The organism is Pseudomonas sp. Tav-5-1A (assembly GCF_055755055.1).
Window position 1 is genome coordinate 4,571,085 of record NZ_CM146901.1, and the last position, 23,652, is coordinate 4,594,736.

The 23,652-nt window shown below is 67.4% G+C and carries 22 protein-coding genes; 10 read left to right on the top strand and 12 right to left on the bottom strand.

The genetic code is table 11. The features are described 5' to 3' along the window. Window positions 1-1,161 (bottom strand): SMP-30/gluconolactonase/LRE family protein, encoded by a 1,161-nt coding sequence (locus tag AC0J42_RS20680; RefSeq protein WP_473003483.1) that lies wholly within the window; start codon window positions 1,159-1,161, stop codon window positions 1-3. A 191-nt stretch (window positions 1,162-1,352) separates the two neighbouring features. On the opposite strand from AC0J42_RS20680, the gene AC0J42_RS20685 reads away from it, so the two are divergent. After that, the gene (locus AC0J42_RS20685; protein WP_416425531.1) at window positions 1,353-1,877 is read left to right on the top strand and encodes a GlcG/HbpS family heme-binding protein; all 525 of its coding nucleotides are present in this window, start codon (window positions 1,353-1,355) and stop codon (window positions 1,875-1,877) included. Between the two features lie 254 nt (window positions 1,878-2,131). Here AC0J42_RS20685 and AC0J42_RS20690 read toward each other — a convergent pair whose 3' ends face one another. Beyond that, the gene (locus AC0J42_RS20690) at window positions 2,132-2,338 is read right to left on the bottom strand and encodes a hypothetical protein (RefSeq protein ID WP_416425532.1); all 207 of its coding nucleotides are present in this window, start codon (window positions 2,336-2,338) and stop codon (window positions 2,132-2,134) included. A 227-nt stretch (window positions 2,339-2,565) separates the two neighbouring features. On the opposite strand from AC0J42_RS20690, the gene AC0J42_RS20695 reads away from it, so the two are divergent. The 5 genes from AC0J42_RS20695 to AC0J42_RS20715 all read left to right on the top strand — a co-directional run bounded on the left by AC0J42_RS20695 (window position 2,566) and on the right by AC0J42_RS20715 (window position 8,847). After that, a complete protein-coding gene (locus AC0J42_RS20695) occupies window positions 2,566-3,573 on the top strand; it encodes an iron ABC transporter substrate-binding protein (protein WP_473003485.1) in 1,008 nt (335 codons plus the stop codon). 55 nt (window positions 3,574-3,628) lie between these two features. Beyond that, window positions 3,629-5,164, top strand: a complete 1,536-nt coding sequence (locus AC0J42_RS20700; RefSeq protein WP_473006888.1) for an ABC transporter permease — start codon at window positions 3,629-3,631, stop codon at window positions 5,162-5,164. Beyond that, complete coding sequence (locus AC0J42_RS20705; RefSeq protein WP_473003487.1) at window positions 5,161-6,201, top strand: ABC transporter ATP-binding protein; 1,041 nt, start codon at window positions 5,161-5,163, stop codon at window positions 6,199-6,201. The genes AC0J42_RS20700 and AC0J42_RS20705 overlap by 4 nt, the downstream gene beginning before the upstream one ends. A gap of 154 nt (window positions 6,202-6,355) precedes the next feature. After that, the gene (locus AC0J42_RS20710) at window positions 6,356-8,170 is read left to right on the top strand and encodes a monovalent cation:proton antiporter-2 (CPA2) family protein (protein WP_416425535.1); all 1,815 of its coding nucleotides are present in this window, start codon (window positions 6,356-6,358) and stop codon (window positions 8,168-8,170) included. Window positions 8,171-8,280: 110 nt separating this feature from the next. Beyond that, window positions 8,281-8,847, top strand: coding sequence for a DUF4337 domain-containing protein (locus AC0J42_RS20715; RefSeq protein WP_416425536.1), 567 nt, complete (start codon window positions 8,281-8,283; stop codon window positions 8,845-8,847). A gap of 319 nt (window positions 8,848-9,166) precedes the next feature. Here AC0J42_RS20715 and AC0J42_RS20720 read toward each other — a convergent pair whose 3' ends face one another. Beyond that, the gene (locus AC0J42_RS20720) at window positions 9,167-10,306 is read right to left on the bottom strand and encodes an N-acetylmuramoyl-L-alanine amidase (RefSeq protein ID WP_416425537.1); all 1,140 of its coding nucleotides are present in this window, start codon (window positions 10,304-10,306) and stop codon (window positions 9,167-9,169) included. Between the two features lie 175 nt (window positions 10,307-10,481). On the opposite strand from AC0J42_RS20720, the gene AC0J42_RS20725 reads away from it, so the two are divergent. The 3 genes from AC0J42_RS20725 (at window position 10,482) to AC0J42_RS20735 (ending at window position 13,887) form a co-directional block, all read left to right on the top strand. Further along, window positions 10,482-11,159, top strand: coding sequence for a response regulator transcription factor (locus AC0J42_RS20725; protein ID WP_416425538.1), 678 nt, complete (start codon window positions 10,482-10,484; stop codon window positions 11,157-11,159). Beyond that, window positions 11,137-12,510 (top strand): sensor histidine kinase, encoded by a 1,374-nt coding sequence (locus tag AC0J42_RS20730; RefSeq protein ID WP_473003489.1) that lies wholly within the window; start codon window positions 11,137-11,139, stop codon window positions 12,508-12,510. Before AC0J42_RS20725 ends, AC0J42_RS20730 begins: the two co-directional genes overlap by 23 nt. A 201-nt stretch (window positions 12,511-12,711) precedes the next feature. After that, window positions 12,712-13,887, top strand: a complete 1,176-nt coding sequence (locus tag AC0J42_RS20735; protein WP_473003490.1) for a D-alanyl-D-alanine carboxypeptidase family protein — start codon at window positions 12,712-12,714, stop codon at window positions 13,885-13,887. Window positions 13,888-14,263: 376 nt separating this feature from the next. Here AC0J42_RS20735 and AC0J42_RS20740 read toward each other — a convergent pair whose 3' ends face one another. From AC0J42_RS20740 to AC0J42_RS20765, 6 genes are all read right to left on the bottom strand, one after another. Beyond that, complete coding sequence (locus AC0J42_RS20740) at window positions 14,264-15,619, bottom strand: MATE family efflux transporter (protein ID WP_473003492.1); 1,356 nt, start codon at window positions 15,617-15,619, stop codon at window positions 14,264-14,266. Between the two features lie 62 nt (window positions 15,620-15,681). Next, complete coding sequence (locus AC0J42_RS20745; protein ID WP_473003494.1) at window positions 15,682-16,137, bottom strand: DUF5625 family protein; 456 nt, start codon at window positions 16,135-16,137, stop codon at window positions 15,682-15,684. Between the two features lie 157 nt (window positions 16,138-16,294). Further along, window positions 16,295-17,128: a sugar phosphate isomerase/epimerase family protein gene (locus tag AC0J42_RS20750; RefSeq protein ID WP_473003495.1), complete on the bottom strand. Its 834-nt coding sequence runs from the start codon at window positions 17,126-17,128 to the stop codon at window positions 16,295-16,297. A 2-nt stretch (window positions 17,129-17,130) separates the two neighbouring features. After that, entirely contained in the window at window positions 17,131-18,363 is a 1,233-nt protein-coding gene (locus AC0J42_RS20755) for an NAD(P)/FAD-dependent oxidoreductase (RefSeq protein WP_473003497.1), read from the bottom strand. Beyond that, a complete protein-coding gene (locus tag AC0J42_RS20760; protein ID WP_416425545.1) occupies window positions 18,360-18,680 on the bottom strand; it encodes a MocE family 2Fe-2S type ferredoxin in 321 nt (106 codons plus the stop codon). Before AC0J42_RS20760 ends, AC0J42_RS20755 begins: the two co-directional genes overlap by 4 nt. Further along, window positions 18,677-19,768, bottom strand: coding sequence for a fatty acid desaturase family protein (locus AC0J42_RS20765; protein ID WP_473003499.1), 1,092 nt, complete (start codon window positions 19,766-19,768; stop codon window positions 18,677-18,679). Before AC0J42_RS20765 ends, AC0J42_RS20760 begins: the two co-directional genes overlap by 4 nt. A gap of 169 nt (window positions 19,769-19,937) precedes the next feature. Between AC0J42_RS20765 and AC0J42_RS20770 the strand changes: the two genes are divergently transcribed. Continuing rightward, the gene (locus tag AC0J42_RS20770; RefSeq protein WP_473003501.1) at window positions 19,938-20,981 is read left to right on the top strand and encodes a LacI family DNA-binding transcriptional regulator; all 1,044 of its coding nucleotides are present in this window, start codon (window positions 19,938-19,940) and stop codon (window positions 20,979-20,981) included. Between the two features lie 90 nt (window positions 20,982-21,071). Here the strand turns inward: AC0J42_RS20770 and AC0J42_RS20775 are convergent, their stop codons facing one another. The 3 genes from AC0J42_RS20775 to AC0J42_RS20785 form a co-directional block, all read right to left on the bottom strand. Further along, on the bottom strand, window positions 21,072-22,265 hold the full coding sequence (locus AC0J42_RS20775; RefSeq protein WP_473003504.1) for an amino acid aminotransferase: 1,194 nt from the start codon (window positions 22,263-22,265) through the stop codon (window positions 21,072-21,074). 27 nt (window positions 22,266-22,292) lie between these two features. Continuing rightward, window positions 22,293-22,904 carry a YitT family protein gene (locus AC0J42_RS20780; protein ID WP_473003505.1) on the bottom strand — a complete coding sequence of 204 codons (612 nt, stop codon included), beginning with the start codon at window positions 22,902-22,904 and terminating at the stop codon, window positions 22,293-22,295. Between the two features lie 197 nt (window positions 22,905-23,101). Beyond that, window positions 23,102-23,560 (bottom strand): Lrp/AsnC family transcriptional regulator, encoded by a 459-nt coding sequence (locus tag AC0J42_RS20785; RefSeq protein ID WP_416425550.1) that lies wholly within the window; start codon window positions 23,558-23,560, stop codon window positions 23,102-23,104. Window positions 23,561-23,652 lie beyond the last annotated feature (92 nt).

A 23,652-nucleotide genomic window follows, 5' to 3' on the forward strand; every position in this document is an offset into this window, starting at 1 on the left:
TCAGTGCGGCTGCGCGTCGTACACCGGCGTGCCGTCGATGGGCGTGCGAATCAGCAGGTAGGGCGGCTTGCGGGTGTCGCTGTGCTGGCCCAGGCGGTCCCACTGGCCCAAGGTCACGTAGACCTGGTTGCCGGCCACGAAGATGCCGTCCGGCCACACCAGCCGCGGGTCGCGCAGCACCACGTCGAAATGACCGTCGGGCCAGCGGCGCAGGATCTGCCGGTGTTCGGAGTCGGTCAGGTAGATACGGTCTTGGGCATCGGTGGCGATGCCGTCGGTCATGACCTTCTCGCCCTCGTCACGAATCTGCGCGGCGAGCTGCTTGTCGCTGTAGTCGAAATTGGCCAGGGCGCCGGTGGGAATGCTCCACAGGTGGCGGCTGGTCAGCGGCGAGTAATACAGGCGGGTGCTGTCGGCGCTGAGGGTGATGCTGTCGACGCCGCCGTGGGGGAAGGCGCTGGCCTTGCCCTGGTAGCGCATGGGCACGCCGTCCAGTTGGGTGACGAAGTCCTGTTGCGGCAGCACCGACGGGTCTTTGCTGAGCACCCGGCGCTGATGCCCGGTGGCCAGGTCGACGACGACAATGGCCGGGGCTTCGCCAAACGACGAGTCGGCCACGTAGGCGGTGCCCTGGGCGCCATGGGTGAGATCGATGCGCAGGTCGTTCATGTGGCTGTCCTGGCGCAGGGCGTCCTTGAGCACTACCGAGGCGAACACCTTGTTGGTCTGCGGGTCGATGCCCACCACCTTGGCGGCGCCGGGCTTGATGCCGTCGATACCGCCACGCTTGCCGTCGTCGATCAGCCACAGGCGGCCCTGGGTGTCGGTGGTCATGCCGTGCACGGAGATCAGTTTCTGCGCGTCGCTGCGGTCGGACGGCAGGCTGGTGGCCGCGTCGGGATACGGCACCAGTTTGCCGCCCACCAGCTCGCCCAGGGTCATGCCGGTGTGGTTGATGGCGTGGCGCGGGAAGCCGACGAAGGTGCGCCCCGACGGCGTGACGACGATGCCGGACGGGCCCAGGCCCTGGAACGCAGCCACCTCGTCCAGGGAGCCGATGGGGATATCGCTGCGGTCGACGGTTTCGGCCAGGGCCAGGGCAGGCAGGGCACTGCCCAGCAGCAGCCCCGCGGTTAACAACAGGCTTGCGGACGTTTTCACACATCATCTCCGGATTTGACTGAAACCGGTTTCAGGCCGATGCTGAAAAAAACCCGAGCAACAGCATCGGGCCTGGTCATAGCGTCTGAAACCCGATCTCAGTGAAGGTTCCAGCCGCCAGGCCAGTATTGGGAACTGCTTTCGCCACGGCGAGTGAAAGGATTTTCATCAACCTCGAAAAGGAAACTGCCATGCCCACCTCTCCCCTGCTGCGCAGCGGCGCCACCCTGGCGCTGACACTGGCCGCGCTGTGCGCCCAGGCCGCTCCCAGCCACCTGGTCAGCAGCCAGAAACTGCCCTGGCAAGTGGCCCAGCAACTGGCCGCCGAGGCCGTGCAGACCTGCGCCGCCAAGGGCTGGTCGGTGACCGCCACGGTGGTCGACCCGTCCGGCCACGCCCAAGCGGTGATCAAGGGCGATACCGTGCCGCTGCAGTCGTTGTCGGTGTCCTACCGCAAGGCGTACACCGCCTTCTCCTACGGCCAGGCGTTCGACAAGGACACCATCAGCGAACTGCTGGCCGCCAAGCTCGACGGCCCGGCCAACGGCGCGTTGAACACCGTGCCGCAGGTGCTGTTCATTCCGGGTGGGGTGACCTTGCGCAAGGCCGACCGCCAGGTGCTGGGCGGGCTGGGCGTGTCCGGCGCACCAGGCGGCGACAAGGACGAAGGCTGCGCCCTGGCGGCGGTAAAAAAATTCCAGCCACAGTTCGAATAACCCGTAGCAGGCATTGTGGGAGCTGGCTTGCCAGCGAGCTGTTGAGGCCCCAAAAGCTCGCTGGCAAGCCAGCTCCCACAGAAACAGCCGCTGCTACAGGGATCAAGAAAAGCCGCCGTAATGAAAGTATTTTCACCTTGGCGGCTTTTCACATCGCCTTCACAAAGCAAGGTGCACAGTACACCCACTCCTTTGTGATGATTCATTTAGCCCGCCTCGTTGCGGGCTTTCTTTTGCCTGGGCAAAAGTGCCGGTCAGCGCGCGCCACCGCCCGGGCCACCGCCGTTGCCACCTGGGCCACCGCCGCCACCAGGCCCGCCGCCGCCAGGGCCACTCATGCCCGGGCCGCCACCACCGCCGCCATGACCACCGCCGCCTCCATGGGGGTCAAAAATCCAGCAGCCGCCCAGGCTCGACATCAGCGCGGCGACCAGCATCAGCTTGGCAAGGTATCTGTGCATAGCATTTCTCCGGGTTGCGAACGGGAACGCCGTCCTTGTCAGTTGTGACCGGCGTTACCGCACTTTGCTCGCAGGATTTGGCAACAAACTCGATACATTTACGAAACGCCAGCATCGCCTTGACGATTTTTTGTCATTCGCCGCACTACCGTCCGGCACGAATAGTCATGCAAATGATTCGTATTGAATTATCCTTTTTCACACAAGAACAACACTGGAGCGCGGTCATGAAGTCGTCCCTACCCCTGCTGAAAACCACGGTATTGGCCTGCGCCCTGTTCGGTGCCGGTCACGCTCTGGCGCAAGACTCGGACCTGGTGGTGTACAACGCCCAGCACGAGACCCTGACCAAGGCCTGGGTCGCCGGCTTCACCCAGGACACCGGCATCAAGGTCACCCTGCGTAACGGCGATGACACCGAGATGGCCAACCAACTGGTGCAGGAAGGCGCGGCCTCGCCCGCCGACGTGTTCCTGACCGAGAACTCGCCGGCCATGATGCTGGTGCAGCACGCCGGCCTGTTCGCCCCCGTGGCGCCTACCACCCTGGAACAGGTGGGCGCGCCCTACCGTCCGGCCCAGGGCAAGTGGGTGGCCATTGCCGCGCGCTCCACGGTGTTCGTCTACAACAAGGACAAGCTCAAGGCCGACCAACTACCCGCCTCGCTGATGGACCTGGCCACCCCGGCCTGGAAGGGCCGCTGGGCCGCCTCGCCGGCCGGCGCCGACTTCCAGGCCATCGTCGCCGCGGTGCTGGCGCTCAAGGGCGAAGCCGCCACCCTCGACTGGCTCAAGGGCATGAAGGCCAACGCCACCGCCTACCGCGGCAACAGCGCGGTGCTCAAGGCAGTGAATGCCGGGCAGGCGGAAGGTGGGGTGATCTACCACTACTACAGCTTCGTCGACCAGGCCAAGACCGGCGAGAACAGCAAGAACACCGAACTGCACTACTTCAAGCACCAGGACCCGGGCGCGTTCGTCAGCCAGTCGGGCGGCGGCGTGCTGGCGTCCAGCAAGCACCAGGAGCAGGCCCAGGCGCTGCTCAAGTGGATCACCGGCCCCAAGGGCCAGGCCATCCTGAAGGACGGCAAGTCGTTCGAGTACGCGGTGGGCCAGGGTGCGGCGTCCAACCCGAAACTGGTGCCGCTGGCGCAGCTGGACGCCCCCGTGGTGGATGTTTCCAAGCTCGACAGCAAGAAGGCCGTCGAGCTGATGAACCAGGCCGGGCTGCTGTAAATTGCTGCCATCTTCAGGCTTGACCAAGGCCGCCGTACCGGCGGCCAGCTTGCCCCTGCGCCGCCGCCAGCGGCGGCGCAACGCCTGGCTGGTGGGCGCCGCCCTTGGCCTGTCGCTGCTGGCGCTGCTGCCCCTGGGCTTCATCGTCGGCGTGGCCGTGCAACAAGGCTGGCAGAACATTGCCGCCCTGGTGCTGCGCCCGCGCATGGCGCAGTTGCTGCTCAACACCCTGGCGCTGACCCTGCTGACCTTGCCGCTGTGCGTGCTGCTGGGTGTGTCCCTGGCCTGGCTCACCGAACGCACGCGGCTACCCGGGCGGCGGCTGTGGGCATTGCTGGCCACCGCGCCCCTGGCCATCCCGGCGTTCGTGCACAGCTACGCCTGGGTCAGTGTGGCGCCCGGTTTGCACGGTTTACCGGCGGCGGTGCTGATCTCGGTGATCGCCTATTTCCCCTTCCTGTACCTGCCCGTGGCCGCCACCCTGCGCCGCCTGGACCCGGCCCTTGAAGACGTCGGCCAGTCCCTGGGGCTCAAACCCTGGGCAGTGTTCTTTCGCGTGGTGCTGCCGCAACTGCGCCTGGCCATCAGCGGCGGCACGTTGCTGGTAGGCCTGCACCTGCTGGCCGAGTTCGGGCTGTACGCCCTGATTCGTTTCGACACCTTCACCACCGCCATCTACGACCAGTTCCAGTCCTCGTTCAACGGCCCGGCCGCCAACATGATGGCCGGCGTGCTGGCGCTGTGCTGCCTGTTGCTGCTGACGGTCGAGGCCGCCAGCCGTGGTCATGCCCGCTATGCGCGGGTGGGCTCCGGCAGCCCGCGCGTGCTGCCCGGCTGGCGCCTGAACCGGCGCGACACCGCGCTGGGCCTGGGCCTGATGCTGGCGACCTGCGCGCTGACCCTGGGCGTGCCGCTGCTGACCCTGGGCCGCTGGCTGCTGGCCGGCGGCCTGGAGGTGTGGCGCAACGACGAACTGTGGACCGCCTTGTGGCAGACCCTGCTACTGGCCAGCGCCGGCGCCCTGCTGACCACCCTGGCGGCGATACCGGCGGCGTGGCTGTCGGTGCGCGCACCCAGCCGCCTGCAACGGCTGCTGGAAGGCGGCAACTACCTGTCCAGCTCGCTGCCGGGCATTGTCGTGGCCCTGGCACTGGTGACCCTGAGCATTCACCTGGCACCGCCGCTGTACCAGACCCTGTTCACCGTGCTGCTGGCCTACCTGCTGATGTTCCTGCCACGGGCCCTGGTCAGCCTGCGCGCCGGCATCGCCCAGGCGCCGGTGGAGCTGGAGAACATCGCCCGCAGCCTCGGCCGTTCACCGGGCCAGGCGTTGTGGCGCGTCACCCTGCGCCTGGCCGCACCGGGCGCAGCGGCGGGTGCGGCGCTGGTGTTCCTGGCCATCTGCAACGAGCTCACCGCCACCCTGCTGCTGGCGCCCAGCGGCACGCGCACCCTGGCCACCGGCTTCTGGGCCATGAGCAGCGAGATCGACTACGCCGCTGCGGCGCCCTATGCGCTGATCATGATTGTGCTGTCGCTGCCGCTGACCGCCCTCCTCTATCAACAATCGAAACGGACCGCCGGCCGATGAGCGCCCTTGAACTGCACCACCTGCACAAGCGTTTCGGCGCCTTCACCGCCCTCGACGACGTCAGCCTCAGCGTCCCCAGCGGCAGCCGCACCGCCATTGTCGGGCCGTCCGGCTCGGGCAAGACCACCCTGCTGCGGCTGATCGCCGGCTTCGAATTCCCCGACCAGGGCAGCATCGCCCTGGGCGGCCAGCCGCTGGCCGACGGCGGCCGCGAAGTGCCCGCGCACCAACGCCAGATTGGCTACGTCCCCCAGGACGGCGCGCTGTTCCCGCACCTGGACGTGGCCGCCAACATCGGCTTCGGCCTGCCCGGCAGCGCCGCCGCCAAGCGCGCCCAGGTCGAGGCGCTGCTGGAGCGCGTGGCGCTGGACCGGCGCTTGCTGCACAGCTGGCCCCACGAGCTGTCCGGCGGCCAGCAGCAACGGGTGGCCCTGGCCCGCGCCCTGGCCCAGCGCCCGCGGCTGATGCTGCTGGACGAGCCCTTCTCGGCGCTGGACACCGGCCTGCGCGCCTCCATGCGCAAGGCCGTGGCGCAACTGCTGAGCGAGGCCGGCATCACCACCGTGCTGGTCACCCACGACCAGGGCGAAGCACTGTCGTTCGCCGACCAGCTGGCCGTGATGCGCCAGGGCCGCCTGGTGCAGGCCGGCCCACCGCTGGAACTCTACCGCCACCCCAACGACGCCCAGACCGCGCTGTTCCTCGGCGACGCCGTGCTGCTCCCCGCCCAGCTCGCCCACGGCCACGCCACCTGCGCGCTGGGCAGCCTGCCCGTGCGTGACCCCAGCCTGCACGGCAGCGCCCAGGTCATGCTGCGGCCGGAGCAACTGCACCTGTGCGACGAAGCGCCCGGCGCGGTGCGCGGGGTGGTCAGCGAGACCGACTTCATCGGCAACAGCTGGACGTTGACGGTGCAGCTGGAGTCAGCCCAGGGAACCCCATTGCGGCTGCGCAGCGCCGGAGTGGAGGTGCCGGGGATAGGCAGCCGGGTTTATGTGCGGGCGCAGGGTGTGGCGCATGTGGTGGGGATGGGTTGAGGCCATGTTCTAACAGAAACAACTTTATCGAGGCATCAGCTGAGCCACGGCATAGCGCCTGTGGCTTTGGTCCTACCTACCCACCTGCATAATATTAATGAGGGTTATAAAACCAGTAGACTACCCGTTTCGCCTCACCCCCAGGAGTAACCCAATGCCCCAAGAAGGGAGCCTGCTACAAGCCGCCGTGGTCTTTCTGTTCGCCGCCGTCATCACCGTGCCGCTGGCCAAGCGCCTGCAACTGGGCGCGGTGCTGGGGTATCTGTTCGCGGGGGTGATCATCGGCCCGCAGGTGCTGGGCCTGATCGGCAACCCGCAGAGCGTCTCGCATATTTCCGAGCTGGGCGTGGTGCTGCTGTTGTTCATCATCGGCCTGGAACTGTCGCCGCGGCGGCTGTGGGTGATGCGCAAGTCGGTGTTCGGCGTGGGCCTGGCCCAGGTGCTGCTGACCGGTGCGGTGATTGGCGGCGTGGCGATGCTGGGCTTTGGCCAGCCGCTGCCCACGGCGGTGGTGCTGGGACTGGGCCTGGCGCTGTCGTCCACGGCGTTCGGGCTGCAGAGCCTGGCCGAGAGCAAGCAGCTGAACAGCCCCCACGGGCGCCTGGCGTTTGCCATTCTGCTGTTCCAGGACATCGCCGCCATCCCGCTGATCGCCCTGGTGCCGCTACTGGCCACCGGCGACCATGACACGGCGCCGGGCGACAGCCTCAACCATGGCCTGCGGGTGCTGGGCAGCATCGCCGTGGTGGTGATCGGCGGGCGCTACCTGCTGCGCCCGGTGTTCCGCGCCGTGGCCCGCACCGGCCTGCCGGAGGTGTCCACCGCCACCGCGCTGCTGGTGGTGATCGGCACCGCGTGGCTGATGGACCTGGCCGGCGTGTCCATGGCCCTGGGCGCGTTCCTGGCCGGCCTGCTGCTGGCGGATTCCGAATACCGCCATGAGCTGGAATCGCAGATCGAGCCCTTCAAGGGCCTGCTGCTGGGGCTGTTCTTCATCAGCGTGGGCATGGGCGCCAACCTGCAGTTGCTGCTGGATGCGCCGGCCACGGTACTGGGGCTGATGCTGCTGTTGATCGCCATCAAGCTGCCGCTGCTGCTGTTCATCGGCCGCCTGGCCGGGGGCTTGAGCAAGCTCAGCGCGGTGCGCCTGGGCGTGGTGCTGGCGGCAGGCGGCGAGTTTGCCTTCGTGGTGTTCAAGATCGGCAAGGACGAAGGCCTGTTCGACCAACACCTGTTCGACACCCTGCTGCTGACCATCACCCTGTCGATGGCGGTGACGCCGCTGTTGCTGCTGGCCTGCGCACGCTATATCAAGGCGCAGCCCAAGCCGGTCAAGCCGGTGCCCGAGCACCTCAAGGCCATCGACGCCGACGCGCCGCGCGTGGTCATCGCCGGCATGGGCCGCATGGGCCAGATCGTCTCGCGTATCCTGCGCGCGCAGAACGTCTCGTTCGTGGCCCTGGACACCTCGGTGGACACCATCGAGCTGACCCGCAGCTTCGGCAACGTGCCGGTGTTCTACGGCGACCCGCTGCGCCCCGAGATCCTCAGCGCGGCGAAGGTGGGCGAGGCCGAGTACTTCATCATCGCCACCGATGACCCCGAGACCAACATCAAGACCGCCGAGCTTGTGCACCGCCTGTACCCGCACATCAAGATCATCGCCCGGGCCCGCAACCGCCAGCACGTGCACCGCCTGGTGGACGCCGGGGCCGTGGCCATCCGCGAAACCTATTACTCGAGCCTGGAGATGAGCCGCCGCACCCTGGTGGGCCTGGGCCTGACCCAGGAGCAGGCCGACTGGCGGATCCAGCGCTTCAAGCAGCACGACGAACAGGTGCTGGCCGCCCAGTACCTGGTGCGCGACGACGCGGCCAAGGTGATGCAGACCGCCCAGGAAGCGCGAGGCGAATTGGCGACCCTGTTCGAGTCCGACAGCGGCGAGCAGGACCGCGCGCACCTGCCCTAACTCGGGCCGCATGAAACTTGCGGGGTGCGGCCTTTGGGCCGCTAGGCGGGCGCAGGGTTTTACCCTATATTCGCGCCCGCGTTTCCACCCCCCAAGGCAGCCCGAGCACCATGTCCGAGTCGTTCGAAGTCCCCTCCCCCCATGAAGAACACGTCGAGCACGCCCACCACCGTGGCGACAGCTTCGCCAGCAAGATCGCGGTGATGACGGCGGTCATGGCCACCATTGGCGCGCTGCTCAGCTACCAGGCCGGCTCCACCGAGAGCGAGGCGGCGATGAACAAGAACAACGCCGCCATCAAGAAGACCGAAGCCGCCAACCAGTGGAACTACTACCAGGCCAAGTCCAGCCGCCAGAACCTCGCCGACCTGGCCAGCCACATCCCGGGCATGGACGTGGCCCACTACCAGGCCGAGGTCGCGCGCTACAAGCAGCAAAAGGAAGAGGCGCGGCAGAAGGCCGAGGCCATGGAGAAGGAAGCGGCCGAGTGGGACGTGAAGTCCGAGACCATCCTGCACCAGCACCACCGCTGGGCCCAGGCGATGATGGCGATCCAGATCGCGATCTCGCTGGCGGCCATGACCTTGCTCACGCGCAAGGAATGGCTGGAGAAAATGTCCCTGGGTGCCGCCGCCCTGAGCCTGGTGCTGGGTGGGCTGGCCTGGTTCCACATCTGATCAACAACCCGTAGCAGCGGCCACAGGCCGCGTCATGGGCTTTGCGGTGAGCCTGATGCACCGCGCATGCAAGACGCAGCCTGCGGCAGCTGCTACGCGGATGCGCATACCGCTTAGATTGCGTCGCCTGCATCGCGGCCAAGGCCGGCTCCTACCACGAACGCGGTAGGAGCCGACTTTAGTCGCGATGCAGACGACGCCATTTCAAGACAGTTGCTGTTACGTCGTCGGGATACACACTGTGGGAGCTGGCTTGCCAGCGAGCTGTTGGGGCCATACAAAGCTCGCTGGCAAGCCAGCTCCCACAAGACAGTTGCTGCTACGCGACGTGCACCGGGTATTTGCGGAAATAATCGCCAATCGACGCATGCAGCGCCTGCGCCAGCTCCACCTGGTGGCGGTGGTCGATCAGCCGCCCGCAGTCGTAGGGGTTGCTCATGAAACCATGCTCCACCAGGATCGACGGGATGTCCGGCGACTTCAGCACTGCGAAGCCGGCCTGTTCCACGCGCTGCTGGTGGATGTTGGTGACCTGCTTGAAGTGCCCCAGCACCGTGCGGCCCAGGTCGAGGCTGGAGGCGATGGTGGCGTTCATCGACATGTCCACCAGCACCTTGGAGACCATGGGGTCGTCGTTGCTCAGGCTTTTGTCGAACACCCCGGCGTAGGCGTCGGAGCTGTTCTCGCTTTCGGCGATGTAGCGGGCCATGGCCGAGGTGGCGCCGTGGGACGACAGCACGTACACCGAGGCGCCGCGCGCCGAGCGTGACGGCGCCGCGTCGGCGTGCAGCGACACCAGCATGTCGGCGCGGCGCTGGTGGGCCAGCAGCACGCGCTGGTGCAGCGGCACGAAGAAGTCGCTGTCGCGGCTCATGGTCGGGGTGAAGCGCGGGTCCTTGGCCAGCTGCTGGTGCAACAGGCTGGCGATGCCCAGCACCACGGTCTTCTCGTAATGCCTGGTGCCGCTGACGGCGCCGGGATCCTTGCCGCCGTGGCCGGCGTCGATGGCGATGATCGCCGGGCGCTGGCGCGGCACGTGGCGCGCCAGCGCGGCAGCGGCCTTGCCCACCGGCAAATCCACCACCAGGCGCTGATGCCCACCGGCCAGCGGCACCAGCCGCGCCTGGGCGTGGGCAGGTTGATGCATGTCCAGCACCAGGCGCATGCCAGTCTTGGTCGGGCCGCTGCGCAGGCCCTGCACCGGCGTGCCGGCGAAGTTCAACGCCGCCGGCGGCAGGTGCGCGGCCACCCCGTGCAGGTCGATCACCACGCGGTCAGGCGCGCTGAGGGTAAACACCTGGTACTGCACCTTGCCAGCCAGGTCCAGCACCAGGCTGGTCACGCCGCCATGCTGGCTGACCTGGCAATGGCTGACACCCGGCAACGGCGCGGCCAGCAGCCAGGCGGGCGACATCAGGGACACGGCGCTGATCAGGCCGAGAAAATTGCGACGGTTCACGGCAGCGGACAACCTCGGTTCACGGGGGTAGCCCATTAAACTCCTGCGCGTGCAAGCAACTGAATTAAGTCGATTAAATTAAAATTTAATAGAGCCCGACGCGCGGTCTCCCTAGGGTAGCCAAGCCTTTACAATGGCCACCCCGAAAAATCGCGGAGCAACAGAGGATTCCCCCATGAGCAGCGCCCTGGTCATCGAAGACGACGAAGTGACCGCCCACGTCATCATGACCGAACTGAGCCTGCACGGCTTTACCGTGGAATGGTGCGCCAACGGCCGCGAGGGCCTGGCCCGGGCGATTGCCGGCGGCCACGACGCCATCACCCTGGACCGCATGCTGCCTGACTTCGACGGCCTGACCATCGTCAGCACCCTGCGCAGCCTGGACATTCACACGCCGGTGCTGATGATCAGCGCCCTGTCGGACGTGGACGAGCGCGTGCGCGGCCTGCGCTCGGGCGGCGACGACTACCTGACCAAGCCGTTCTCGCCGGTGGAAATGGTGGCGCGCCTGGAGGTGCTGTTGCGCCGCCCGGCGAACGGCGCCAGCCACCCGCGCCTGCAGGTCGGCGACCTGTGCCTGGACCTGGTGGAGCACCGCCTCAACCGCGGCGACGAGCACATCGCCCTGCTGCCCACCGAGTTCAAGATTCTCAACTACCTGATGCGCAACGCCGGCCAGCTGGTGACGCGGACCATGCTGTTCCAGGAGGTGTGGGGCTACCACTTCGATCCCGGCACCAACATCATCGACGTGCACCTGGGCCGCCTGCGCAAGAAAATCGAGGGCGAGCACTCGCCCATTATCCAGACCGTCAGGGGTACCGGCTATGTCCTCGCGCCCCGCGCTTGAACCCTGGGGCTCGTCCAGCAGCCGCCTGATCGGCTTCTACGCGCTGTTCTTCGTGGCCTGGGGCGCGCTGTTCACCGGCGTGCTGTACTGGCAGATCTCGCAGTACCTGGGCAGCATCGCCGAGCGCACGCTGATGCAGCGCGCGCACTACTACGCCAAGGTCGACGACGACAACCTGCTGGGCGAACTGGCCGCCAGCGAGGCCTACTCCACCCCCAACATCGACGCCTATGGCCTGTTCGACGCCCAGGGCCAACACCTGGCCGGCGACCTGCTGAAACTGCGCGCCAGCCTGCCCGACGACGGCCAGGTGCACTACCTGCAGAAAGGCCTGAGCGTGGCCCAGGCCAGCGAGGAGCCGCGCAGCAGCTACGCGCTGCTGGTGCACCGCGGCGACGGGCGCATGCTGGTGCTGGCCCGCGACGGCGGTTCGGTGTCGGCGGTGGGCGGCATCATCCAGCAGGCGCTGGCCTGGGGGCTGTCGCTGACGCTGATCCCCGGCCTGATCGGCTGGCGCCTGCTGCGCCGGCGCCCGCTCAAGCGCGTGCAAGGCCTGCAGCGCAGCACCGAGAGCGTGGTCTCGGGCAACCTCGCCGACCGCCTGCCGCTGTCGCCCCGGCGCGACGAACTGGACATGTTGGCCAGCGCGGTGAACACCATGCTCGACCACATCGAACAGCTGATGCTGGAAGTGAAAGGCGTGTGCGACGGTATCGCCCATGACCTGCGCACGCCGCTGACGCGCCTGCGTGCGCGCCTGCACCAGTTGGACCAGATGCCGCTGGACGCGCCCCAGCGCGCCACCCTGGAACAGGCGCTGGCCGAAAGCGAATCGATCATGGTGCGCTTCCAGGGCCTGCTGCGCGTGGCCGAGTTGGAGGACACGCGCCGGCGCGGCGCCTTCCAGCCCTACTCGCCGCTGGAACTGCTGCAGCAGGCCCACGAGTTCTACGAGCCCCTGGCCCTGGAGCGCCAGCAGACCCTGACCCTGGACATCCAGGGCCCGCTACCGACGCTGATGGGCGACGTGGCGCTGCTGTTCGAGGCGCTGGTGAACCTGCTGGACAACGCTATCAAGTTCACCCCGGTAGGCGGCGCCATCGTGTTGCGCGCCCGTTGCCAGGGCCGGCAAATGACCCTGGACATCCTCGACACCGGCCCCGGCATCGCCCCCGTGGAACGCAGCCAGGTCATCCGCCGCCTCTACCGCGGGCCCAGCGCCGACGCACAGCCGGGGCATGGCCTGGGGCTGTCGCTGGTGGCGGCGATCGTGCGGCTGCATGGCTACACCTTGCACATCGGCAGCGCGGAAGGCGGCGGCGCGCTGGTCAGCATTCATTGTGCGACCTGACGCGGCCTGCGGCCGCTGCTACGGGTGCGCGTGTACCTTGTCGATCGCGATGCAAACGGCGCCCCTCCCCGTAGCAGCGGCCGCAGGCCGCGTCCGCGCTCAACCCCCCTTTCATTAAGTTTACTTAACCCAGGTTAAGTTGAGCCCCCAGGCACCCACCGCCACAGTCTCGGCCCCCTTCCCCACCGAGGCCCCGCCGCCGTGAAACGCCTGCTCCTGCGCACCCTGATCGTGCTGATCCTGCTCGCCTGCCCCTACGCCGTGTTCGCCAAGCCCGCACCCGCCGCGCCGCTGGTGCCGCGCCCGCCAAGCCTGGACGCCAAGGCCTGGGTGCTGATGGACGCGCGCACCGGCACCCTGATTGCCGAGCACGCCGGCGATGAACGCCTGCCGCCCGCCAGCCTGACCAAGCTGATGACCGCCTACCTGGCGACCCGCGAAATGCAGGCCGGGCGGCTGAAGCCCGAGGACCTGGTGCAGATCAGCGAAAACGCCTGGCGCACCGGCGGCTCGCGGATGTTCCTCGACCCCGGCAGCCAGGTCAGCGCCCACGACCTGCTGCGCGGCATCATCATCGATTCGGGCAACGACGCCAGCGTCGCCGTGGCCGAGCACATCGCCGGCAGCACCGACAGCTTCGTGCCACTGATGAACGCCGCCGCGGCCAAGCTGGGCATGCACAACAGCCACTTCGCCAACCCCACTGGCCTGCCGTTGCCCGACCACTATTCCTCGGCCCACGACATGGCCATCCTGGCGCGGGCGATCATTGACGACGAATCCGGCTACTACGAGCTGTACGCGCACAAATACCTGACCTGGAACGGCATCCGCCAGGCCAACCGCAACCTGCTGCTGTGGCGCGACCCCAGCTACGACGGGCTGAAGACCGGCCACACCGAAGCCGCCGGCTACTGCATGGTGACCTCGGCGGTGCGCAACGGCCGCCGCCTGATCAGCGTGGTGTTCGGCGCCCCCAGCGAACGGGCGCGGGCCGAGGCCAGCGCCAAACTCATGGGCTACGGCTTCCGCTTCTTCGACACCCAGACCTACGCCACCGCTGGCCAGCCGCTGGCGACCCCCAAGGTATGGCTGGGCAGCCAGGCCAGCGTCAGCGTAGGCCTGGCAAAGGACGTGGTGCTGACCTTGCCGGTCAACCAGCAGCGCCATACGCGCACCCAACTCGACCTGGATGAACCACTGAAGGCGCCTTTGGCGGCCGGCAGCCCGGTGGGCGCGCTCACCCTGTACGACGGCGACCTGCTGCTCAGCAGCCAACCGCTGGTGGCCCTGCAGACCGTGCCTGCCGGCAGCTGGCTGGGGCAATGCTGGGATCGCTTGCAGCTGTGGATAAGAGGCCTGATCGCCAGCGCTTGAGGCGTCGGAAATACGACAAGATTCGTAACGTAAATGCGCCATTAAATCCGCGTGAAACAGGTGCTTACAGCTTGACCCCAGTGCCGCTGCATGCCTTCGAAGCGTTCACCCACCCGATTGATCATTTCTTGGCCAGTGCCGCCAACCTCCTGTGCTGACTGGCTTTGGCGAAGTTATCCACAGAGATACCCACGATTTTCGGGGACAAGTGCCGGAGGGGAGTTTTTGCCAGGGTGGGCGTGTCAACCCCCAATACGCTGTTGGGCCTCGGACGCAGCCTGCGGCAGCTGCTACATCCTGTGGGAGCTGGCTTGCCAGCGAGCTGTTAGGGCCATAAAAGCTCGCTGGCAAGCCAGCTCCCACAAAACAGTTGCTGCTACACCAACCGTTCGATCGTGCGGTGCTGCCACACGCCCTTGTAGTACGCGACCTGCAGCGCCAGCATGGCCAGGTAGGTCACCGGGAACGCCATCCACACCCCTTCCAGGCCAAAGTGCGCGTTCAGCAGCCAGGCCGCCGGCAGTTCCACGCCCAGGATGCAGAAGATCGAGATCAGCACCGGCACCAGCACCGTGCCGCTGGCGCGCATGATGCCGCCCACCAGGGCCTGGAAGCCGAACACCAGCATGCTCCAGAGCATGATGTGCAGCAGGTGCTCGGCCTGGGCCAGGGTGCTGGCGTCGGTGATGAACAGGCCCAGCAGCCAGTGCGAGAGCAGGTAGCCCAGCACCACCAGGCCGCCGGTGAGCCACACGTTGATCATCAGGCCGGTGCGCAGGATCGGGCCCATGCGCTCCAGGCGGCCGGCGCCGATGGCCTGGGCGCCGAGGATGGACGCGGTGATGGCGATGGACAGCGCCGGGAACTGCACGTAGTTGACGATCTGCGTGACCGCGCCGTAGGCCGCCGTGGCCTTGGAGCCGTAGCCGTTGACCAGCGACAGGATGACCAACTCCGACAGCGAGATGACCACCATCTGCAAGCCCGTGGGCAGGCCGATGCGCAGCACCTTGGCGAGAATCCAGCGGTCCAGGCGCAGGGCCTTGAAAAACGCCCGATCCGGCGCCAGCACGTGGCCCTGGCGGTTCAGGCGCCAGGCCAGCAGGGCGATGGCGGCAACGTTGCCGGCCAGGCCCGCCAGCGCCGCGCTCTGGATACCCATCTGCGGCATGCCCAGCCAGCCGCGGATCAGCGCCGGGGTCAGGGTCAGGCCCACCGCGGTGGACACCAGCAGCGCCAGCAGTGGCGACAGCGTATCGCTGACCCCGCGCAGCAGCTGGGTGAACAGCACGAACACCAGCAGCACCGGCATGATCCACATCATCACTCGCGCATAGGCGACGGCGTCATCCAGCACGTCCACTGGCGTGCCCAGGCCCTGCAGCGCCTGGCGCGCGAAGACGCTGCCGAACACCGCCGCCACCAGGCCGATCAGCGCACCCAGCAGCAGCGTGGCACCGGCGATCTGCTTGACCATGTGCGGCTCGCGCGCCCCCCAGGCCTGGCCGATCAGCACCCCGGCGCCCGCGCCCAGGCCAATCACCAGGGCAATGAAGAAGAACACGATGGGGAACATCCCCGACACCGCCGCCAGCGCCTGGGTACCGAGCATCTGGCCGATGTAGATGCTGTTGAGGGTACCGGACATGGACTGCAGGAAATTGGACAGGACCATGGGGGCCAGGAAGGCCAGGTAGGTCTTCCACAACGGGCGTTGGACTGGGGTTGGCATGCGGTTCTCGGGCAGGTGATGAGGCACCGGGGCATTCTAGCGCAAACCCCGTGGCCGCAGGTTCAGTAGGCCCTGACCACGCTGACCCCGGCACGATAATCGTCGATCGGCTCGGCACTGCCGCGCCGCTCGATGGTGATCTGGTAGTGCCCCGGCCGCAGCCGCACCTCGCTCAACTCGGCATGCAACACGCCGCTGCCCCACGACGACACGGTGGGGTGGCTGATGCGCCGGTCCTGCACCACCACGGCGGCGTCGATGTCGTAGATGCGCAGGAACACGTTGAACGGCGCGCCCTGTTCGTGGAGCTGGCCGGCAGGGTCCTGCCAGGCGCCGCCCACGCCTTGCCACAGCGCCTTGCGGGCGGCGGCATCGGTGGCGGGGTAGAAGTAATCGATGCGGACGGAATAGCTGTCATCCTCGACGATGCGCACCGCCAGGCCGGTGACCGCGCCGGAGCTTTTCAGGCTCAGCGGCGCGGCTTCGGCGGCCTGCACCAGGGTGCTGCAGCGGGCCATGCAAAGGAGACACAGGGTGAACGGCAAACCTTTCAAAACCAGACCTTGGATGCGTGCATGTGTATCGAAGCTTAAACGATTTTTCAGGGCTTGCCCGCGACCGCGGCGCCTGGGACGCGGCCTGCGGCCGCTGCTACGGACTATGTAAGCCTGTACGTCAGCGACAGGCCCGACGCCACAGGTCGCGAATCAGCTGCTTGAGGTGCAGCGCCTCCTGCCAGCGGTCGGTCAGCTCCAGGCCATGGGCGTCGGTGATGGCGTAGGGCGGCGGCCCCAGTTCGCAGGTGAACGACAGGCTGGCCCGGTCGGTGCCCGGGCGCGCCAGCCAGTCGCGCATCCCCCACTGCCACCACCCCAGGAAGCGCTGCACCCAGGCCTGGTGCTGGGGAAACACCAGCCCCACCTGCACCTGTTCGCTGCTGGCCACGCGGCCATGGAAGCCCCAGCTGCGGCGCAGCACCTGATGGATTGCCTCGTCGTCCTCGGCGCAAGCCGCTTCGGGCAGCTCGCGGCCCACCACGTAATGAGACAGGTCAGCCAGCAGTTTGAGTTCCGGCAGCTCCGCCAGCAACTGCAGTGTGAACGGCAAGTCATTGGTGACCCGGTAGCGATGGGTCTCCACCAGCACCGGGAAATCCACCTGCTCGATCAGCCGCTGCCAGCCGTGGAGCAGCGGCAGCACCTGCCCCAGCGACGCCGCGCGCACGTCGGCCTGCACGGTCAGGTGATGGCAGCCATGCTGGCTGGCGACGTCCAGCGCTGCCGCCAAGTCGTCAACGGTGCACGGGAACACCTGCCCTTCGATGGCCAGGCCCAGGCTGCCCGCCACCTGGCTCAGGCGCCTGGCCTGGGCGGGCTGCCAGTAGTGATCGGTGATGCCGTCGAAACCGGCAGCGGCGATCTGCTCCAGCTGCGCCTCCAGGGGCAGGGTCGCCCGCCCCTGATGGTCGAGCATGGCCCACAACGATTGAAACACCAGCAGACGTGGCATGGTCAATTCCTCAGCAGGGTTTTCAAGGCCACGCCGGGGTCGGCCAACTGGCTGGCGGCCAGGGGCTGGCCGGCCGTGATCAGGCGTTCGCACAGCTTGATATCCTTGGCCACGCTGTTGCCCACGCCCCAGCCGCAGGCGCCTTGCAGGCGTTGCCGGCCGTCGAGGTAGAACAGCAGGAAGCCACTGGCCAGGGGCCGCCGCGCCGACGCCGCGCCAACGCCCAACTGGCCGACGGTCTGCAACCCATGGTCGTACTGATCGGACCAGAAACCCGGCACCTGCTGGAACGGCAAGCCGGCGCCCAGCAGGTTGAGCGCGGCATGGCGGCCCTGGGCCTCGGCGTTGCGCCAGGTCTCCTGGCGCTGGTAGGGCCCTTCGGGATGCAGGCGAAACTCGCAGACATCGCCGGCCACGAACACGTCCGGCGCACTGGCGCGCAGGCAGGCGTCGACGCGAATGCCCTGCCCTATCGCCAGCCCCGCCGCCTGCGCCAGAGCAACGTTGGGCTGCATGCCGATGCCCACCACCACGCTGTCGCAGAGGATGCGCGAGCCATCGTCCAGACGCACGCAAGTCACCTCACGGGCGCCTTCGAATGCCTCGATGCGCGCGTTCAGTCGCACGTCCACGCCCTGCTCGCGGTGCAGCGTCAACAGCGCCATGGATACCTCCGCCGGCAACACGCGCCCAGCCAGCCGCGGGCCGGCCTCCAGCAGCGTCACTGCGCAGCCCAGGGCCCGGGCGCTGGCCGCCACCTCCAGGCCGATGAAGCCACCGCCGACCACCACCAGCCGCACGCCGCCGCGCAAACTGGCGCGCAGGGCCAGGGCTTCGTCATGGGTGCGCAGGTAGCGCACGTTCGTCCAGCCAGTGGCCATTCCCGGGAGGCGCCGGGCGCTGCCGCCGGTGGCCAGCAGCAGGCCGCTGTAGAGCAGCCGGCGGCCATCGTTCAACTGCACCTGCCGCGTGCCGACGTCGAGGTGCTGCACGCCCTGGCCGGCGACATGTTCGATGCCCAGCCGCGCCAGCTCATCAGCGCCGCTCAGCGAGTAGCCGCCCAGCTCGGCAGTGCCCTGCAGCACGCCCTTGGACAACGGCGGCCGCTCGTACGGCGCATGGGCCTCATCGCCGATCAACAGCAGCTCGCCGTCGTAGCCCTGCTCGCGCAGGGTCAGCGCCGCGCGGCCACCGGCATGGCCGGCGCCGACGATGATCAGTGGCGCAGCGTTCATGGCTGCACCGCCAGCAGCACGCGGCCGCCTTCGACGCGCACCGGGTAGGTCTTGAGGTTGACGCACACCGGCGCGCCCAGGGCCTTGCCGGTGCGGTAATCGAAGCGGCCGTTGTGCTTGGGGCACTCGATCACATGGTCGAGCACCAGGCCGTCGGCCAGGTGAATGGCTTCGTGGGTGCAGCGGCCGTCGGTGGCGAAGAACTCGCTGGCGGCCGAGCGGTACACCGCGTAGCTGTGCTGCTGGTGGTCGAAGCGCATGACGTCTTCGGCGTCGATGTCGTCGATGGCGCACACATCAATCCATTGTTCGCTCATGCTGGGCACTCCTGGCGTTCGGCGCTGGCAGCGGGCACGGGGCGGCGCACATGCCAGGTGGGGTCGCGGCGCTGGCGCCACAGGGTCGGCAGAATCTCGCGGTAGGCCGCCAGCAGGTTGGGGTACGGCGGCGGGCAGTCGTGGCGGATGGCTTCATGCAGCTGCGGCAGCGCGTGGTACGGCACCATCGGGAACATGTGGTGTTCCAGGTGGTAGTTCATGTTCAGGTACAGGAAGCGCAGCAGCGGGCCCATGTAGATGGTGCGGCAGTTGTAGCGATGGTCCAGCACATCCTCGGCCAGGCCCACGTGCTGGGACACGCCGAACACATAGTTGAGCCAGCCGCCGTACAGCGTCGGCAGGCCGATGAGCATCAGCGGCAGCCAGCTGTGCCACAGCAGCGCGGCGGCCAGGGTGCAGGCCAGGATCGTCAGCCAGATGCGCGCGGTCCACACCACCTTCGGCCATTCGGAGGCTGGAATGAAGGTCTGTTCCTGGGCGTCCAGCCTGCCACCGGCATGCCGCAGCATGGCGCCCAGGGTCTTGTAGACGTGGGGCAGGCTGAACAGGCTCAGGGCCATCTTGAAGAAGCTGGGCGGGCGCGGCTCGACGATCTCCGGGTCGCGGCCGACGATGATGGTGTCGGTGTGGTGCCGGGCATGGCTCCAGCGCCACACCTGGGGTTCGAACAGGATCATGAAGCTGGCCAGGTGGTAGACCGTGTCGTTCAGCCAGCGGGTGCGGAACGCCGTGCCGTGCCCGGCCTCGTGCCAGCGGGCGTTGGCGGCGCTGCCGTAGAGCACGCCGTAGGCGAAGAAAAACGGCACGCAGGCCCAGCTGCCCCACAACCAGCAGCCAGCGGCGCCGGTCACCAGCAGCGCCAGCAGCCACAGGCCGGTGTCGCGCAGGGCCGGGCCGTTGCGGCGCTGCATCAGGGCCTTAAGCTGTTTGCGCGCAATGGGTGACTGGTACCAGGTGGCCGAGGCCAGGCCCAGGTCCACCGCGCGTTGGGCGTCATGGCCGGTCAAACGGTAATCGCGGCGCGCGGCAGGCGCACGGCGGGCATAGGCTGCACTGGGGTCGCTCATCTTGTTGTTCTCCGCAGGCGTATGAGTGGGCGGCCCGAATGGCGCGCTTGCGGAAAATATAGGGAGGCCCCCCTGCCCCCTCAATGCCTTGAAGACATTCACTCTCAAGCTATCATCGCAAGGCATGGACGCTTGATAGTTTTCTCTCAAGGCATGCACAAGGGCCGTCATGACCAATAACAAACGCCCCACCATCGCCACCGTCGCGGCCCAGGCCGGGCTCAGCGTGGCCACCGTCGACCGGGTGCTGAACGCCCGCGCACCGGTCACCCGCGACACCGCCGAGCGGGTGTTCCACGCCGCCGAGGCGGTGGGTTACTTCGCCGCCCGGCTGATTGGCCAGCGCTTGCGCGAGCGGCGCCCCACCTACCGTTTCGGCATTCTGCTGCTGGCCACCGCCCAGGCGTTCTACGGGCAACTGGCGGCAGCCATCGAACACAGCGCCCGCCGCCACGCCAGCGCCAACCTCAGCTGCCAGTTCGAGTACGTGGTGGACCGCAGCCCGGCGGCCATCATCGAGCAGATCGAGCAACTAGCGGTGCAATGCGATGCCCTGGCGGTGGTAAGTTTCACCGACCCGCGCATCAACGCCTGCATCGAGCAGATACGTGCGGCCGGGGTGCCGGTGGTGGCCTTGCTGTCAGACGTCGATATCCAGGGGCAGATGCCGTACGTGGGCCAGGACAACCGCCAGGTGGGCCGCACCATGGGTTGGCTGCTGGCGCACCTGTGCGGCGCGGCGCAGGGCAGCGTGGCGGTGCTGTTGGGGGGTTATCGGTTCCTGGGGCACCAGGCGCGGGTCGACGCCCTGCGTGCGTACTTGAACGAGCACGCGCCGGGGCTGCGCCTGCTGGACGCGGTAATCAACCTGGATGACGACCGCCTGACCGAGGAGGCAAGCCTGGAGCTGCTGGCCCGCCACCCGGACCTGCGTGGGCTGTGCGTGGTGGGCGGCGGTGGCGACGGCGTGATCAGCGCGCTGCGCCTGCGGCCGCCGGGGCCGGGATTGTGCAGCATAGTCCCGGAGTCCACCGCGCTGTCGCGCCAGGCCCTGGCGGACGGCGTGCTGAGCCTGGTGATCGACTCCCAGGTGCAGGCCATCGCCGGGGCCTTGATCGAGGTGCTGCTGGGCTTGCAGGCGCAACCGGCGTTCGACGCGGCCACCCAGCGGGTGTTCGTGCCGTTGCAGATTATTACCCGCGAAAACCTGTAGCAGCAACTGTGTTGTGGGAGCTGGCTTGCCAGCGAGCTTTTATGGCCCCAACAGCTCGCTGGCAAGCCAGCTCCCACAGGCCGCGTCCGGTCAGGCCAGGCGGGCGATGGCGTGGGCCACGGCGGCGACGTTGTGCTCGTTCAGGCCGGCCAGGCACAGGCGGCCGCTGTCCACCAGGTAGATGCCCGAATCTTCACGCAGGCGGCGTACCTGTTCGGCGCTCAGGCCGGTGTAGCTGAACATGCCCTGCTGGCGCAGCAGGTAGTCATGGCGGCCGTCCGGACACTCGTCGCGCAGCAGCGACGCCAGCTGGGTGCGCATGGCCTTGATACGCACGCGCATCTGCTCCACTTCGGTCAACCACTGGGCGCGCAGTTGCGCGTCACCCAGCACGCCGGCCACCAGGCGCGCGCCATGGCTGGGCGGGCTGGAATAGTTGCGGCGCACCGTGGCCTTCAGCTGGCCCTGGACGTTGGCGGCGGTGGCAGCATCGGCGCACACCACCGACAGCCCGCCGACGCGCTCGCCATACAGCGAGAAAATCTTCGAGAACGAGTTGCTCACCACCAGCGTCAGGCCGGCGTCGGCCATGGCACGAATGGCGTAGGCGTCCTGCTGCATGCCCTCGCCCAGGCCCTGGTAGGCGGTGTCGAGGAAGGCGATCAACTGGCGCTCGGCAAGAATCTTCACCACTTCATCCCACTGCCCCGGGGTCAGGTCGGCGCCCGTGGGGTTGTGGCAGCATGGGTGCAGCAGCACGATGCTGCGCGCCGGCAGCTCGGCCAGGGTTGCACACATGGCGGCGAAATCGACGCCACCGGTGGCGGCGTCGAAGTACGGGTAGGTGTTGACGGTGAAACCCGCGCCGCCGAACAGCGCGTGGTGGTTTTCCCAGGTGGGGTTGCTCACCCACACCTGGGCGTCCGGGAACCACTGGCGCAGGAAGTCGGCACCGACCTTAAGCGCACCTGAGCCGCCCACGGTCTGGATGGTCGCCACGCGACCCTCGGCCAGCACCGCGGCCTGTTCGCCGAACAGCAGGTGCTGCACCTGCTGGCAGTAGTCGGCCAGGCCGTCCATGGGCAGGTACAGCGACGGCCCCTGCTCGCTGGCCAGCCACCGGCGCTGGGCCTCGGCCACCGACGGCAGCTGCGGGATGCGGCCCTGGGCGTCGTAATACAGGCCGATGCTGAGGTTGACCTTGTTGGCACGCGGGTCGGCCTGGTAGGCCTCCATCAGCGACAGGATGGGGTCACCGGCGTAGGGACGGACGTGTTCAAGCATGTTGAGCTCCAAGCAGAAAATGACAGGTCAGGCCAGGTAGCGACCGGCGCGATGGTTGAGGGCCACGATCAGGTTGAGCACCACCACGCCCACCACCGACACCGCCAGCACTACTGGCGATACCGTGGTCAGCGACAGCGACAGCACCAGCACGTCGGTGCCCATCTGCAGCCAGCCGGCGCGCCAGCCCAGGCGCTGTTGCAGGTACAGCGCCAGAATGTTGAAACCGCCAAGGCTGGCACGGTGGCGGAACAGGATCAAGAAGCCGGTGCCGAGAATGATGTTGCCCATCACTGCGGCGTACAGCGGCTGGATCTGCGCCAGGGCGATCAGCCCGTGCAAATGGTCGGAGAACAGCGACACCAGGCCGATGCACAGGAAGGTCTTGAGGCTGAACGCCCAGCCCATGCGCCGCACGGCCAGATAGAAAAACGGCAGGTTGAGCAGGAAGTAACTCAGGCCGAACGCATAGCCGAACGCGTAATGCAGCAGCAGCGCCACGCCGGCCATGCCGCCGGTCATGATGCCGCCCGTGCGCAACAGCAGCAGGCCGAAGGAGATCATCACCGTGCCTACCAGCAGGGCCAGGCAATCCTCGACTCGGCTATGGGGGCACGCAGGGGCGGTGGCTGTATTCATGCTGCACTCGACTGAAAAAATTCATGGGGGGCTGGCGGGCCGCAAAGCACACCATGACCGAATCGAGCGCGAAATTAGCAAAAAACAAAATTAATGTGTATTTAAAAATCGCCTCATGCACACATCACGCATATACATCACATTTAATGCACTAAGCAGGTGCAGAAAAACGCCCTGAAGCCCATTTGCGGTGCGCTTTACAGCGCCGCAATCCCCGCTTCCTTGATGCGCTGCAACACCACCGCCGTCTTCATGTGGCCGATGCTGCCGCTGTCGGCCAGACGCCCCATCAACGCGTTCAATTCACCCAGGTCGGCCACTGCCACCTTCAGCGTGTAGTCGGCGTCTCCCGTGGTCTTGTAGGTGTCGATGATCGCGCTTTCATCCTGCACGAACGCTTCGAACGCCTGGGACTGCGCCGGGCTGTGGCTGACCAGGCGCACCTCGACCATGGCCACCATCTGCGTGTTCATGGCCTGGGGCGCCAGCCGCGCGTGGTAGCCCAGGATCAACCCGGCCTGTTCCAGGCTGATGCGCCTGCGCGAACACTGGGACGCCGACAGCCCCACCAGCTCGCTGAGGTCCTGGTTGGTCAGGCGGCCATTGCCTTGCAGAAGGGTCAGGATCTTCAGGTCGAAATCGTCGATGGCGGACATGCCGGGCTCCGTTGCGCATGGGGGTGGCCGGGCAGGTTACCAGCAACTGGCACCTGATTTGCAAACGAGCCTTGCCAAGACGTCACGCAGGG